At 41.0% G+C, this 15,023-nt stretch carries 15 protein-coding genes, 1 tRNA gene and 1 pseudogene; 10 read left to right on the top strand and 7 right to left on the bottom strand.

The features are described from left to right. Positions 1 to 6 precede the first annotated feature (6 nt). Positions 7 to 207, top strand: a complete 201-nt coding sequence (locus AC3IT7_RS05250) for a hypothetical protein (protein WP_489249634.1) — start codon at positions 7 to 9, stop codon at positions 205 to 207. A gap of 143 nt (positions 208 to 350) precedes the next feature. Next, entirely contained in the window at positions 351 to 1,352 is a 1,002-nt protein-coding gene (gene bioB, locus AC3IT7_RS05245; protein ID WP_489249633.1) for a biotin synthase BioB, read from the top strand. Position 1,353: 1 nt separating this feature from the next. Here the strand turns inward: bioB and AC3IT7_RS05240 are convergent, their stop codons facing one another. From AC3IT7_RS05240 to AC3IT7_RS05225, 4 genes and pseudogenes are all read right to left on the bottom strand, one after another. After that, positions 1,354 to 1,581, bottom strand: coding sequence for a hypothetical protein (locus tag AC3IT7_RS05240; RefSeq protein WP_475654247.1), 228 nt, complete (start codon positions 1,579 to 1,581; stop codon positions 1,354 to 1,356). A 503-nt stretch (positions 1,582 to 2,084) separates the two neighbouring features. Beyond that, positions 2,085 to 2,465 carry a hypothetical protein gene (locus tag AC3IT7_RS05235; protein ID WP_489249632.1) on the bottom strand — a complete coding sequence of 127 codons (381 nt, stop codon included), beginning with the start codon at positions 2,463 to 2,465 and terminating at the stop codon, positions 2,085 to 2,087. Between the two features lie 713 nt (positions 2,466 to 3,178). Continuing rightward, positions 3,179 to 4,280, bottom strand: a pseudogene (locus AC3IT7_RS05230) (amino acid permease); the annotation flags it as partial. A gap of 259 nt (positions 4,281 to 4,539) precedes the next feature. After that, positions 4,540 to 4,616, bottom strand: a tRNA-Ile gene (locus AC3IT7_RS05225). 768 nt (positions 4,617 to 5,384) lie between these two features. On the opposite strand from AC3IT7_RS05225, the gene AC3IT7_RS05220 reads away from it, so the two are divergent. Further along, complete coding sequence (locus AC3IT7_RS05220) at positions 5,385 to 5,939, top strand: 1-acyl-sn-glycerol-3-phosphate acyltransferase (RefSeq protein WP_489249631.1); 555 nt, start codon at positions 5,385 to 5,387, stop codon at positions 5,937 to 5,939. Positions 5,940 to 6,180: 241 nt separating this feature from the next. Then, on the top strand, positions 6,181 to 6,930 hold the full coding sequence (locus AC3IT7_RS05215) for a YebC/PmpR family DNA-binding transcriptional regulator (protein ID WP_180072995.1): 750 nt from the start codon (positions 6,181 to 6,183) through the stop codon (positions 6,928 to 6,930). Positions 6,931 to 7,000: 70 nt separating this feature from the next. Here AC3IT7_RS05215 and AC3IT7_RS05210 read toward each other — a convergent pair whose 3' ends face one another. After that, positions 7,001 to 7,471: an Lrp/AsnC family transcriptional regulator gene (locus AC3IT7_RS05210; protein WP_180072993.1), complete on the bottom strand. Its 471-nt coding sequence runs from the start codon at positions 7,469 to 7,471 to the stop codon at positions 7,001 to 7,003. 380 nt (positions 7,472 to 7,851) lie between these two features. On the opposite strand from AC3IT7_RS05210, the gene AC3IT7_RS05205 reads away from it, so the two are divergent. Then, positions 7,852 to 9,747: a beta strand repeat-containing protein gene (locus AC3IT7_RS05205; RefSeq protein WP_489249630.1), complete on the top strand. Its 1,896-nt coding sequence runs from the start codon at positions 7,852 to 7,854 to the stop codon at positions 9,745 to 9,747. Between the two features lie 61 nt (positions 9,748 to 9,808). On the opposite strand, the gene AC3IT7_RS05200 is transcribed toward AC3IT7_RS05205, so the two are convergent. Next, on the bottom strand, positions 9,809 to 10,573 hold the full coding sequence (locus tag AC3IT7_RS05200; RefSeq protein WP_489249629.1) for a glutathione S-transferase family protein: 765 nt from the start codon (positions 10,571 to 10,573) through the stop codon (positions 9,809 to 9,811). 215 nt (positions 10,574 to 10,788) lie between these two features. Between AC3IT7_RS05200 and AC3IT7_RS05195 the strand changes: the two genes are divergently transcribed. From AC3IT7_RS05195 to AC3IT7_RS05185, 3 genes are all read left to right on the top strand, one after another. Further along, on the top strand, positions 10,789 to 10,941 hold the full coding sequence (locus AC3IT7_RS05195) for a hypothetical protein (protein ID WP_475654764.1): 153 nt from the start codon (positions 10,789 to 10,791) through the stop codon (positions 10,939 to 10,941). 63 nt (positions 10,942 to 11,004) lie between these two features. Beyond that, positions 11,005 to 12,096: a redox-regulated ATPase YchF gene (gene ychF / locus AC3IT7_RS05190; RefSeq protein ID WP_489249628.1), complete on the top strand. Its 1,092-nt coding sequence runs from the start codon at positions 11,005 to 11,007 to the stop codon at positions 12,094 to 12,096. 209 nt (positions 12,097 to 12,305) lie between these two features. Beyond that, positions 12,306 to 12,923 carry a superoxide dismutase gene (locus AC3IT7_RS05185; protein WP_489249627.1) on the top strand — a complete coding sequence of 206 codons (618 nt, stop codon included), beginning with the start codon at positions 12,306 to 12,308 and terminating at the stop codon, positions 12,921 to 12,923. Positions 12,924 to 13,160: 237 nt separating this feature from the next. On the opposite strand, the gene AC3IT7_RS05180 is transcribed toward AC3IT7_RS05185, so the two are convergent. Then, a complete protein-coding gene (locus AC3IT7_RS05180; protein ID WP_475654762.1) occupies positions 13,161 to 13,658 on the bottom strand; it encodes a hypothetical protein in 498 nt (165 codons plus the stop codon). Between the two features lie 103 nt (positions 13,659 to 13,761). Here AC3IT7_RS05180 and AC3IT7_RS05175 point away from each other — a divergent pair, with 103 nt between their 5' ends. Both AC3IT7_RS05175 and ygaH read left to right on the top strand, forming a co-directional pair. Beyond that, positions 13,762 to 14,514: an AzlC family ABC transporter permease gene (locus AC3IT7_RS05175; RefSeq protein WP_475654761.1), complete on the top strand. Its 753-nt coding sequence runs from the start codon at positions 13,762 to 13,764 to the stop codon at positions 14,512 to 14,514. Further along, positions 14,511 to 14,858 carry an L-valine transporter subunit YgaH gene (gene ygaH / locus AC3IT7_RS05170; protein ID WP_475654760.1) on the top strand — a complete coding sequence of 116 codons (348 nt, stop codon included), beginning with the start codon at positions 14,511 to 14,513 and terminating at the stop codon, positions 14,856 to 14,858. Before AC3IT7_RS05175 ends, ygaH begins: the two co-directional genes overlap by 4 nt. The last annotated feature ends 165 nt before the right edge of the window (positions 14,859 to 15,023 follow it).

The raw sequence follows: 15,023 nt of genomic DNA, 5'->3' as shown, positions 1-15,023 counted from the left end.
TTAAAAATGCAAGAGCAAGATAAAAAGCAGCAACAGCACGAAGAACTGGATCAGCTTAAACAGCAGAAGCAACAACAGCAGCAACCGCAACATGGGCCAATTGACTCACCGAAAAACAACCAGCATGAACAGGATGATCGTGTGCTGAACAAGCAGCATCGTGACGATATGCAAAACCAGAATATTCACGGTGGTCATCGTGAGTAAATTTTTGCAGAATTAATACAAAGACAAAGTCCACCTGGTGTGGACTTTGTTGTGTATAGAAGGTCATATTTTGCTAGTGAAGCAGGCACTCATTTTTATTAAGATGATGCGAATGCTAAATCAGCACACACAGGGACAGACAGATGAATACGAACAATGCAGTACGAAATGATTGGTCACGTACAGAAATACAAGAGCTGTATCAACAGCCTTTAATGGATTTACTATTTCAGGCACAACAGGTTCATCGTGAACATTTCACTGCAAATACGATTCAGGTCAGCACCCTGCTCTCGATCAAAACAGGCAAATGCCCGGAAGACTGCAAATACTGTTCCCAATCTGCCCATTATGATTCCAAGCTGGAAGCTGAAAAACGTATCGCTGTCGATAAGGTCATTCAGGAAGCCAAACAGGCACTGGCTTCAGGCAGCTCGCGTTTCTGTATGGGTGCGGCATGGCGTAATCCGCATGAGCGCGATATGCCTTATGTTCTGGAAATGGTGCAGGAAGTTAAAGCACTTGGTCTGGAAACCTGTATGACGCTCGGCATGTTAAATGAATCTCAGGCACAGCGCCTGAAAGATGCTGGTCTGGATTATTACAACCATAATCTGGATACTTCTCGTGAATACTATTCACATATCATCAGCACCCGAAGCTTTGATGACCGACTGGATACGTTGGATCACGTGCGTCAAGCCGGGCTAAAAGTATGTAGTGGTGGTATCGTGGGGCTGGGCGAAAGCCGTAATGACCGGATTGGTTTATTGTATGAACTTGCGACCTTGGCCATTCATCCAGAATCTGTACCGATCAATATGCTGGTTCCGATTGAAGGTACCCCAATGGCAGATGTAGAAAAACTGGATGTAATTGAATGGATTCGTACCATTGCGGTCGCACGTCTGCTCATGCCAAAAAGCTATATCCGCCTTTCCGCAGGTCGTGAATCTTTAAGCGATTCAGATCAGGCACTGGCATTTATGGCTGGTGCCAACTCCATTTTTTCGGGTGAGAAACTTTTGACTACCCCCAATACAGCCCAAGGTCGTGACCAGCAGCTGTTTGAGAAATTAGGTCTGGTTGCAGAGCAAGCTAAGCCGAATGTACGTGCATTGGCGACCGATGCAATGACAAGTTAGTTTAATTCGCTGAAAAGTTATGGGCAGTAATTAAGATCCCGTAGCGGGCATTCAAATAATCTCCAACCCGGATTTGATCCATTCCATTGGCATGATGCACCACCAGTTCTTGGGTGATTGCATCATAGCGAAAGGAATCATAGCTGTCCTGATGCAGACTAAGCCAATGCAAAGTATCTGCCAGACTGCCATCTACGATATAGGTATCTGCTTGAAAATTTTTGCTCATATGCCCGATCATCAGGTTGGAATTTCATGCTAATTTTAACGGAAATTCGCAATATACAAGCATAAAAAAAGTGAGCCCTCGCTCACTTTTTTTTGCAAAACCTCAGTCTTTATTGGTACCACACTTACGACACTCCCTGTGTTCCCCGATTTCCTGCATTTGCTCGTACTCATAGATATGCAGACAAAATAATTTTCTTAATAGCTGAAGCATCATTGAAACTCCTGTTTAATCATTTTTTTTAATAGGCTTCTTAAGACATTCCTTCCTGAAACATCATGATTCTTGATTAAAAAATCACCTCCTATTTATTAGCATAATTTTCTCAGTTGTAAAATGCATTTCATCTACTTTTCATCTTATTTGCTGAAATTTATCGGAGTCCATCACAGTTCATTCATAAATATAAACTTTTTTTGTAAATGAAGACGCTTGTTGATAAAAAATCTCCACAAGCAGCTCAGCCAGTTTTTGTTAATGAGGGGCTAGATATGAGCTGATCGTTATTTAAGACACCACGACGATTTTCTAAGCGCATCATTGATAAAGATAGAAAGTTCACCAATTGCGTTGGCTGGAGGTATGCTTTCAGTGCAGGTCACTGGTGTACTTAGGACGTATTGGGTATTGCCATGATTAAACTCCCAGCGGGTATAGCGGCATGCTCCCGTCCCTTCAATGAGCTGTTTTCCTCGCATGATCACCAGGTCGGGTTTATCCGTCATATTTTTAGGTTTGTTCCAGGCGGTATACTTGTACTGGCCGGATGAAAGTGGATTAATCAGCACAGTATGCGTTGAGGTCTTACAAACAAATTTTTCCGCTGCCCATGCATTAGAAAAAAGCAGCGATGCAATAATTATAGAAACAAAATAGTTCAACATAGCTTACTCCAACAAGAGATAGAAACTCATATTCGAATTCAATGACCTTTAGGGCGTCTGGAGCTCAGTGCAATAGGAGTTTTAGAACTGATCTGCTTGGATCTGGCCGATACCAAGGAATAGGTAAATCGTTTATTGGTTATTTAATATTTACAAGACTTCTCCTTGCGTAAAAAGGAAGCTAAATTTTTAGTCTGGTTTTAGTTGATCTTTAATTACTATACTTACCCAGTAATTCCGATTAACTATAAGTGCAAAACTAGATGTTCTCGCAGTGAGTTAAATCAGAAATAAAATCTGTGGAAGGATAAATTCATCTTTTTCCTTTCTCCTTATCTGAACCTCTTATTTAAGAGTAAAAGACACAGGATAAAACTCAACCGGAGTATCGTTTATTTTCTTTTCAAATTTATTCGTATATGAAGCGAAGGCAGACTGACATATTATTTTTATAAGCAACCAATAGAAAATTATCAAATTGAAGCAACTGGATTCTAGATAAATCCTTTTTGATTTAAATAAGAATATTAAATTTATTAGAATTAAGGGTTTATATCTTTAACAGAAAATTCCACTTTTGAATCCTATTGTTTTTAGAATTAATCACCATCTGTGAGAATAAGAACTTACAATCTTTTTTATAATAATTTTCATTGATATTTACCATTCAGTTTTGAACAGTAAATATCAATCAAGCTTAACTCAAAAAATATTTAGCTTATTTTTTTAGCTTCGATCTGACTCTGCACCAACGCTGTATGAATTAAAATTTTACGACGCTTATAACGATACGCTATAAATAATCCTCCAAACCAGATTGGAGAAACCAGAAGTGCAATCAAGGTGTCATGATCCAATGCGAGAATCACCACAGTAAATAACAAGAAAGCAAATGTAATCCAGGCCATCGGTACACCACCTGGCATTTTATAGGCAGACACAGCATGTACTTCAGGTGCTTGTTTACGGTAAGCGATATAAGACAATATAATGAGTGCAAAAGTGAAAATATATAAAATGGACGTGAGTGCGGAAACAATGGTAAATGCCGTCATCACATCTGGAACAATAAATAAAATAGATGTCCCAATCACAACGCAAAACATTGAAAAGAACAAACTATTCAGTGGTACTTTGCTTTTAAACAATTTACTGAAACTTTTTGGCGCATCCTTGTCGACTGACAAACCATACAGCATACGGCTGGTTGCAAAAATACCACTATTAGCAGAAGACAATGCTGAGGTTGCTACCACAAAATTCACTACACCTGCGGCAACTGGCAAACCCACTAACGTAAACATTTCAACAAATGGACTTTTATCCGGTGAAACCTGTGACCATGAAGTAACTGCAATAATGCATAGTAAGGCACCAATATAGAACAATAAAATTCGGACAGGAATAGAATTAATCGCACGTGGTAAAGATTTATGGGGATCTTTGGTCTCTGCTGCTGTGGTTCCCACCAACTCAATCCCGACAAAGGCAAAGACTGCGATTTGGAAACCGGCTAAAAATCCCATGATGCCATAAGGAAACATCGAACCCTTTTCAATTGCATGGCTTAATGATGCCTGAACACCACTTGGTGATACAAAGCTAATCAAAATCAGGTATAAACCAACGCATAAGAATAAAACAATCGCAATAATCTTAATTAAGGCAAACCAGAACTCCATTTCACCAAAGATTCTTACTGCAACAAAATTCAGTAAGGTTAAGATGACCAAGGAGTCAAAAGCCGGAATCCAGACCGGTATGTCAGGGTACCAAAATTGAGTATACCCCCCCGATGACAATCACATCAACAATCTTAATTCTTTTGATAGTTCGAAAAGCCTGTTTCTTTTATCGCGATAAATATTCAAACGATGACCTGCAATCAGCCCAATTAAAAAAGTAAGAATAGATATTCCGCTTATGCCCAACCACGAAATCTTGAACACTTCTCCCACTTTTAATCCCTCTTTTAAATACTAACTATTTATTTTTATTGCTTACATAATGCTTACATGGATTCTAAAAACAAAAAAACCACTTAGGATTAGTACACCTAAGTGGTTGTTTTATATGGTGGGCCCAGACAGACTTGAACTGTCGACCAACGGATTATGAGTCCGCTGCTCTAACCAACTGAGCTATAGGCCCTATATGCTGAAAACTTTATTTATCAATAAGTTCAAGCGTCATGAATACTAGCTAAGATTTTTTTGAAAGACAAGTACTTTCGCACCCACTTGAACACTTAGACAGCAATCATCATGGCTTCATTCGACAGAAATTATCATTCTTTAAGACTTCAGTCTAAAGATATACAAGAAATCGACGACATACTGAATAATTCAAGATGACTTAGACTGAAAAATTTGATTCACGGGCATAGAATAAAATAGAAATTTAATAGATTTCACGTCTCAATATATTTATAAAGTATCAAAAAATATATGAGTCGTGTAATAAACAGAAATTAGAATTGAGACTCCATTTCTTTTTCTTTACGTAAATCCTGCTTGATTTCGATTAAAGACCATACAATTATAAGCGCTAGAATCAGTAAAGAGACCATAAAGGCTGTAATGTATGTCATAGTTTTCTATCTCAGACTAGGAAGAATAACAAAATAGAAAAGATCCGCATCGGCTCTCTTCTTCGACAAAAGTCTAATAACTAAAGTTTGCTCTGGATAGTCATTTTTTCATCATTTTAAGACTTTTTTTGTATCTACTGATATTTATAAAATATTATTAATTTTTTAGTTATATATTTTTCCTCTTAATAGGTCAGCCTGAAAAACACAATAGAGCATAGATTTTTTACATTATTTACCACGTTTTATTGGCAAGCCTATTGACTGTATCGCTGAACAGGAAGAAATTATGCAGTTCTCCACCTATCGCTTTTATTTAATCTGTGCTTATGCTAAATAAATTCATTGGCAAATCTGCATTCAAACTTGCGGGTTGGCAATATCATGTCGAACCAGATGTACTCGAAGATAAACAGGTCATTATCGGATTTGAACATACTTCAATGATGGATGCAGTGCTGTCAATTGCCCTGTTCCAGATTTATGACCTCAAGGTTCATACCCTAATCAAAAAAGAATTATTTAAAGGTCCTTTCAAACCGCTGTTAAAAGCTGTCGGCGGTATTCCGGTTGACCGCAAGGCCAATAAAGATATCGTGACCCAAATGGTTGAGCATTTTCAGCAGAATGAAAAGTTTAATCTGGTAATTGCACCAGAAGCGACACGTGCCAAGCAAGGTGAAGCCCGTAAACCGATCCGTACCGGTTTCTGGCATATTGCCAAAGCTGCCAATGTGCCGATTGTATTGTTATATGCCAATTCCAGGACCAAACAAGGTGGCATTTTAGGCAAAATTTATCCAACCGACCTTGCTCAAGACCTGGCCTTAATCAAACAGCTTTATAAAGATAAAGTAGATCTGGATATTGTCATTCCAGAATAAGCTGGGCATAGGTATTCGACATGAACAGATCCATCGCTGTTCATGTCTTAAAAACTATATCTAAACTTAGAAAATAAAATCCAAACTGCCCTATCGCACTTTGTTTTTTTATCAATTTAAGGCAATTTTTTTGTTTTATCCTGAAATCTCAAATCCAGGCACTTTTTTTTAAAAAAAAGCTTATGGTAGAATTTCGGCATTCTGATAGGCATACAGCCAATCTACAAGGAGCAAAGTTCGCATGGCGGGTCATTCCAAGTGGGCCAATATTAAGCATCGCAAAGCAAAACAAGATGCGAGTCGTGGTAAGCTTTTTACCAAATATATTCGTGAATTAACCACTGCTGCAAAACTCGGTGGTGCAGATGCAGGCAGCAATCCTCGTTTGCGTGCGGTTGTTGAAAAAGCATTGTCTGTAAATATGACACGTGATGTGATCAACCGCGCCATTCAACGTGGTGCTGGCGGCGAAGATAATGATGACCTGAAAGAAGTAACCTATGAAGGTTATGGCGTAGGCGGTGTTGCTGTACTGGTTGAAACCATGACAGATAACTTGAACCGTACTGTGCCTGATGTGCGTCATTGCTTCTCGAAAACCAATGGTAATTTAGGTACTGCTGGTTCGGTGGCCTATCTGTTTACCAAACGTGGCGAGATCACTTTTGAAGATGTTTCTTTAGAAGATCAAATCATGGAAGTGGCTTTGGAAGCAGGTGCTGAAGATATTGAAGTTGCTGAAGATGAAATTCTGGTCATTACTACACCTGAAAGCTTTGGTGATGTACAGGATGCACTCACTGCAGCAGGTCTGAAGTCTGATAATGCTGAAGTAGTCATGAGCCCTTCAACCAAAGCTGAAATTACAGATGTTGATCAAGCCAAAATGATTCTGAAAATGATCGATATGTTTGAAGATTTAGATGATGTTCAAAACGTGTATACCAACGTAGAGTTCACCGATGAAGTGATGGCGCAATTAGACGCTTAATCTTGGCTCTAGACAAAAAACGCACCTGAGGGTGCGTTTTTTTATGACGGTCTGCTACTCTCGCACTGGATTAAACTTTATTGAGTAATCCGCTACAGTTAAAGACATTATATTCTTTAATGACAAAACTCGAATGCAGTGCAACTACATGCTCAATTTTCCCGATACGCTTGAGCAGAATTTCACTATAATTTTCCATATCCCGCGCCACCACTTCGACAATGAAGTCTGCAGACTGACCGGTGACCAAAAAAGCATTAATCACTTCGGGAATACTTTCCAGTTCTTCCAGAAATTTGGCAAAAGTATCACTATCATGCTTACTCAGCGACACCTGTAATAGCACATGCAGACTAAAGCCCAATTTTTGGTAATTAATTTCACGTTTTAAACCACTGATAATATTCTGATCGATTAAGTGTTTGATCCTGCGATGAACCGAACTTACAGATAAATTCACCCGCTCTGACAGTTCATTCAGATTGACATCTTCATGGGTCAATATTTCTAGAATATGTTTATCGAAACGATCCAGTTCCATTTTTATACTCTTTCTCAACAATCAATAGAAGTCGCAAAATATTGCTCTCTCCCAGTTATACAATATTTATTTATTTTTCACAAAATTTTCATAACTTGAAAATATTTTCCAAGCTCTCTAATATTTTCTAAAGAAAATTTTAATTCTGAGCCAGCCCGCCGTTTATCATTTAATTTTAAAAAATGACCAATGGCAATTTCGGTTAACTATTTATTTTTTAATTATTTAAGTTTAACTCATACAGGAAAATATACCCTCCCGCCTTAAGTCCTTGAACAGCTCAACCACTTATCTTTTACAAGTGTATAGAAATAGATTAAAACAAAGCCGCATTAAAAATAAAAAAGCATATTTCAAAAAGTATTATAAAAGGAATGCTCATGGCTTCTAAAATTTTAAGTTTGATTAAAACCAAGGTGAGTCCTGTTCTAACAGCTGAAACCCAAAGCAAAAGCTTATTAGATGGTTTGTTCGGTGGAACCCCTAGCGCTAATCTTAGCAATCTGATTGGCAATCTCGCTGGCTCTAATTCACAGCCTTCCGTAAGCTCATTATTAAACAGTCTTCTCTCTGGCAACAGTCTGAGCAGCACCAACCTCAGCAATTTATTAACCCAGCTCTCTGGTTCAAATGCTTCGAACTTAGATATTCAGAGTCTGATTAGCAGCTTAACCCAATCCAATGGCGGCAGTTTTAATATTAGCCAGATTACTAAGCTGTTAAATGGCCTGATGAGCAACGATAGCAGCAATCTGGATATTGGAGCTATTTCCCAACTGGTCGGCGGTCTTATCGGTGGCAATGGCGATATTGATATCGTTCAAATTGCACAACTGGTTGGCGGATTGATTGGTGGTTCTAACGCATTAGTCGATATCGATATTGGCGCGATCGCAGGTCTGGTAGGTAATTTAATTGGCGGTAATGGCGACATTGATATCGCTCAAATTGCGCAGCTGGTTGGTGGCCTGATTGGTGGTTCTAATGGATTAGGTAATATCGACATTGGCGCGATTGCAGGTCTGGTGGGTAATTTAATTGGCAGTAATGGTGATATTGATATTGCTCAAATTGCGCAACTGGTTGGCGGATTGATTGGTGGTTCTAATGCATTAGGCGATATCGATATTGGCGCGATCTCAGGTCTGGTGAGTAATTTAATTGGCGGTAATGGTGACATTGATATCGCTCAAATTGCGCAACTAGTTGGCGGCCTGATTGGTGGTTCTAACGCATTAGGCGATATCGATATTGGCGCAATCGCAGGTCTAGTGAGTAATTTAATTGGTGGTAATGGTGATATTGATATCACACAAATTGCACAGCTGGTTGGCGGCCTGATTGGTGGTTCTAATACATTAGGCGATATCGACATTGGAGCGATCTCAGGTCTGGTAAGTAATCTAATTGGCGGTAATGGCTACATTGATATCGCTCAAATTGCGCAACTAGTTGGAGGATTGATTGGTGGCTCTAATGGATTAGGCGATATCGACATTGGCGCGATCTCAGGTTTGGTGAGTAATTTAATTGGCGGTAATGGTGATATCGACATCGCTCAAATTGCACAACTGGTTGGCGGCCTGATGGGTGGTTCTAATGCATTAGGCGATATTGATATTGGCGCGATTGCAGGTCTGGTGGGTAATTTAATCGGCGGTAATGGTGATATTGATATCGCTCAAATTGCGCAACTGGTTGACGGCCTGATCGGAGGTTCTAATGCATTAGGCGATATCGATATTGGTGCGATTGCTGAATTGGTCGGTGGATTAATCGGTGGCAATGCGGGCAATGATTTTGATCTTGGTGCTATTAGCGATTTAATTAGCGGCTTTATAGCTGAAGAGGCAACGGGTAATTTTGATCTCGGCGGCTTCACCGACTTACTCAGCGGCCTGATCGCGAATGGCTCAAATGGCCTAGACTTGGGTGGGTTGTTGGGTAATCTCAATCTAGCTAGTGATTTAGATCTGGGCGCTATGATCCCAGGTATTTCATCTGGCTCCAATGGTTTTGACCCCGGAAGCATTGCCGAAGGCATTGGTCAATTGATTGGCGATAGCTCTTTGATTAAATTGCCTGATCTAGGTGATCTGGTTCAAGGTGTTGGCACCCCTGATTCCAATATTGACCTGTCTGCAATTCTGCCTGGTATTCAAGATACGATTCAGAATATCGGCAGTGCTGGTTCTGCAACGGGCTTTGATTTTGGGTCACTCTTCAATAACTTCACTAAAAATATTGATATCGACCTCAATAATCCTTGGGGCTAATCACAATCTCATTAAAAACGCGCTTAAAGCGCATTTTTAATTCTGAGAATCGTATTGAAGCTTATACACCCCGCCAGTCTACCCGTGCATTACGCTCAGTCTGGTAAATGCGGCAAATATATTCACCTAATGGTAATTCATTCAAATACTGCTGATAGTCGCGATATTCTTCGGACAAGGTTTCAAAATTTTCTTTTTCCCACGGCGTACCCGGAATCGCCAATAATGGTGCAAGCATGGAGCAGACCGCAATATCCGCCAGACCTAAACGGTTGCCGACAAAATAGTGCCCGCCTTGGCTGACCAGGATCTGATTGAGTTGCTGTACCACGACATCGATATGCTGTTTTGATTCAGCCACAGTTTCCTCATTTAAGGCATAACCCTTGGCCACCATCGCTTTCAACAAAGGCTTGGAAAACTTTTCAAACTGGCGCAGATAACCTTGCTCACCAATTAAAATATCCAGGGATTCATGATCGGAAGTCAACGCCTGAGATAACATCCAGCGCCGTACATGGCGACCCAGTTCCAATGTGATTTCATTAATTTCAAGTGCTTTTTTTCTTAAATATTCTTCGGTATAGAGTAAACGATGTTCCGGATAAGTCTCATCCAGATAAAGTGCAATCTGGGTTGAATCTGCAATCCATTTATCCTGATCGCGCAAAATAGGCAGACGATTCTGTCCTGTTTTCAGTCGGGCAAAGGCCCGATGTACTCCGGGGATCAGATTATGAGCAACATAGTAGAGCTCTTTATGGTCCAGCATCCAACGTGCTTTTTCACAAAAGTGAGATAAAGGAAACTGGTATAAAGTTCGCATGCATGCTCCATGTTTATGGTTATTGGATGATGGTTTTCAAGCCATGGTTCTCTTGAGATACTTTAGACACTCACTTTTAGAAAAACAATGTGATTTTTATTTAAAAACTTAGATTTCCAAATCAAGTTGCCTTTGCTACAGCTACCCAAACCCTTGCCCCGATTTTAATCCTCCAAGATGGCGACTATTTTTAACAGGGGGCGTTCCGACCCGACATGCAAATCATGTCTGCCCTCATTATTGTGCTGGTCATTCTGGTGATGCTGCTACAGGCCGCCGGCATGACCTCTGCAATTGGCCAGATAAACCTGAAACTTAAACTGCTTGCATTTGAGGAGTTTTCATCAAAGCACCGGAGCATGACCTGACTTTGTCATGGCTTTCATGTAAAATCATCGGCAATTTTTAAATAACACCTTGTGAGTCCTTTTATGGGTTTTAATTGCGGTATTGTCGGCTTGCCGAACGTTGGTAAATCTACACTTTTCAATGCCTTAACCAAAGCTGCTATTGCTGCAGAAAACTTCCCGTTCTGTACCATTGAACCAAACACCGGTATTGTGCCTGTTCCTGATCCACGTTTAGACAAATTAACTGCAATTGTTAAACCACAACGTGTTATTCCGACCTCTATGGAATTTGTGGATATTGCAGGCTTAGTCGCAGGTGCATCTAAAGGTGAAGGCCTCGGTAACCAGTTCCTTGCCAACATCCGTGAAACAGATGCAATCGCTCATGTGGTACGTTGTTTTGAAGATGAAAACGTTATTCATGTGAATGGTCGTATTGACCCATTAGATGATATTGCCACGATTAATACCGAACTTGCGCTTGCTGACCTCGATGCAGTAGCAAAAGCGATTACCCGTTTGGCCAAATCTGCCAAAGGTGGCGACAAAGAAGCTTTAGCGACCAAAGCCGTTCTTGAAAAAATCCAGCCCTTACTCGATGAAGGCAAACCGGCACGCGCAGCCGATCTTGATGATGACGAGCGTAAACTGGTACGTGGCTTTGGCTTAATGACGCTGAAACCGACCATGTATATTGCCAACGTTGCTGAAGATGGTTTTGAAAATAACCCGCATCTGGATGCAGTGAGAAAATTAGCTGCTGAAGAAAATGCGATTGTAGTACCACTTTGCAACCAGATTGAAGCTGAAATTTCATTGCTTGAAGATGAAGACCGTGCTGAATTCCTGGAAGCAATGGGCATGGAAGAACCTGGCTTAAACGTGGTAATTCGCGCAGGTTATTCATTACTTGGTTTACAGACTTACTTCACTGCGGGTGTACAAGAAGTTCGCGCCTGGACTGTAAAAGTAGGTGTAACTGCCCCACAAGCCGCTGGCGTGATTCATACCGACTTCGAAAAAGGCTTTATCCGCGCAGAATGTATTGCTTATGATGATTTCGTACAGTACAACGGCGAAGCCGGTGCCAAAGAAGCTGGTAAATGGCGTCTAGAAGGTAAAACCTACATCGTTCAGGATGGTGACGTTCTACACTTCCGTTTTAACGTTTAAATCTTGGTTGTGTGAAAAAGCCCCTTTTGGGGCTTTTTTTATTGTCTAGAAAATAAATCAACCCTGCTTAGCAAACCTAGGGGTAGCGCATAAAATCAACACATATTAACAATAATGATAACCATTATCATATAAAAATGTTTATTTAGAGCGTATCTTGAATTTAATGAAAAATAACATGACCTCATTCTAGTAAAGGAATCCTGACCATGAGTTATACCCTGCCTGCACTACCGTATGCCTATGATGCCCTAGAACCTCATATCGATAGCAAAACTATGGAAATCCATCATAGCAAGCATCATCAAGCCTATATTAATAATATTAATGCAGGGATCGCAGGAACCGAATGGGAAGATTTATCGGTCGAAGCCTTGATCAGCAAATTTAATGAAGTACCCGAACAATTAAAACAGAATGTAATCAATAATGCCGGTGGACATGCCAATCACTCCCTGTTCTGGACAGTGATGAGTCCAGACGGTGGCGGCCATCCAGAAACTGAAATTGCAAAGGCCATTGAACATGAATTGGGCGGATTTGAGGCCTTTAAAGAGGCTTTTAGCAAGGCAGCACTGAGCCGTTTTGGGAGTGGCTGGGCCTGGCTGAGTGTTGCGCCAGATCAAACCCTGATTGTAGAAAGCAGCGCCAATCAGGATTCTCCACTGATGCATGGCAATATTCCCATTTTAGGATTGGACGTTTGGGAACATGCTTATTATTTACAATATCAAAACCGTCGTCCGGAATATATCTCGGCTTTTTTTAATGTTGTGAACTGGAAAGAAGTGAATCGTCGTTATCTGGAAGCGTTAAATACGCTTTAAATCGTGAAGGAGATCGGCCATGTCTACAGGTATCCTGATTAAACGCATGATTGGCAGTGCGCTGCTGATCTTTGGGGTATTGGTAATTTTATTGCAACATGTGTGGATACCTTCTTTTTAGAACTTATTTTGCTAAAAAAGCCAGTCTGAATGACTGGCTTTGTATTGCGAGGTTTGAATAGGGTTGCTGCATAAAGCACTTTTTGATTTATGAAAGTGATCCAATCAAATAAAGGTTTATTGCATATTGGCAATCGCCGTGCCTTTTTGCTTCGGATCGGTATTACCCAGTTCAGGATTAGCAATCGCATTCTGACATTGCAGTTTATCCCGCTCATAATCTGCCTGTTTTTGTGCCAGACTGCTGCCATTTTCGATCACGGTACGCGCCCAGATTTCCAGACTGGTCAAGGCCTTACGACAAAGAGCATATTTACCTTCAGTCACCGAATCAGTCATTTTGACATTAATCCGCCAGTCTGTGCTCAGTTTACGTGCTGGTTGACGTACCTGGGTTTCCAGCTGATCCACTTCTTTATTATAAACCAGGGGATCGACTTCATTGATCAGTTGCCACGCCGCATTGGCATAGGTGGTCGCATCATTCGTCAGCTTAGGTGCCGGTTTAATTTCTGGCTTATCAGTCGATTGACTATCATTCCCACACGCTTGTAACAACAATGCAGTGCTCATTAAAGCAGCTGTCAGCATCGTACGTGTCTTGAACATCCACATATCAGGCTCGCCAATTTAAACATTTCGGCACTATGCTATTAAATTCACGTAGAATACACAATCTTCATTTGACCCATCGTTCAACTCTCCTTCAAGGTGTGTCGTGTCTGAACAGAATCAACTCGCTACGCAACCTGCTGGCTTCTGGCAAGGTGCAAAAGATAGCCAAGCGATTATCTTCACTTACCTACCAGTGTCGTTTGCTTTTGGTGTTTCGGCCACTCAATTTGGCTTTACCGCCTGGGAAGCATTATTCCTCTCCTGCTCGATGTATGCGGGTGCCAGTCAGTTTCTGGTGGTTGCGCTCTTAGGCAGCGGAACCTCGATCTGGATGACGGCATTGACGGTGATTGCCTTGGACATTCGTCATTTACTGTATGGTCCGGCGTTGCAAAACCTGATTCAAGAGCGGCTCAATTTAAAGAAAACTGCGATCTGGTCTTGGGGTCTCACCGATGAAGTCTTTGCCTCCGGCATGATCAAGCTCTCGCAACGGCGTCAGGAATGGTCGGAATCCTGGATGCTCGGTTTGAGCCTGTTTAGCTGGATGTCCTGGGCACTCGGATCTTTCCTCGGTGGTCTGTTTGCCGATCAGGTCAGCAACCTGCCGCAGTTTTTGCAAGCCGCGCTGGATTTCTTGTTACCAGCACTGTTCCTGAGTTTCCTGCTGGCTGCTTTTGAGAAGAAACATACTTTTGTGGTGGCTGTGACCATTCTGGTTTCTGCAGTGGCCTGTTATTTTATCGATCTGTCTGCTGCGATTTTTATCGGCATCAGTTCCGGTATATTTGCCGGCCTGTTCAAGCACTATATTATGAAACAGCCAGATCCTGAACATGCAGGAGATCAGGCATGAATCTGGAAATTATTCTGGTCGGCATTGTAGTCGGAATTGCCAATTTTGCCTCACGTTTTGGCCCATTTTTTGTGATTCAGAAACTCCAGCAAGGCTCGCAAAAACGTGGCGCATTGTGGCTAAAAATTGCCTTGGGCTCAATTGGTATTGCCGCGATCAGTTCCATGCTGGTGGTGGCTACCTTGCCGCCACTACTGGAAACACCAAATAAAAGTGTTGCGATGCTGGTCGGATTTATCGTACTGACAGCACTTTATTTTAAGTTTAAACGGATCGTGATGGCGACCCTGACCGCGGCACTGACTTATGGTCTGGTTTATACTTATTTTCCCATGCCCTTATAAGCTTTAAATTTTTCATCCATCAAGACGAAGACTTAGGCTAAATTCACCGCCTAGGTCTTTTTTATATCAGACTAAGCAGTAATATAGGCAAGTTTGAACCAAACCAGGTGGTTATATAAAAAATCTTTATTTATCAGAAATATGATATATTTTATTGGCCATTTT

Source organism: Acinetobacter sp. KH_038, assembly GCF_057839405.1.
Note: the sequence above shows the minus strand (reverse complement) of the source record. Positions and strands in the feature narration are given on the sequence as shown.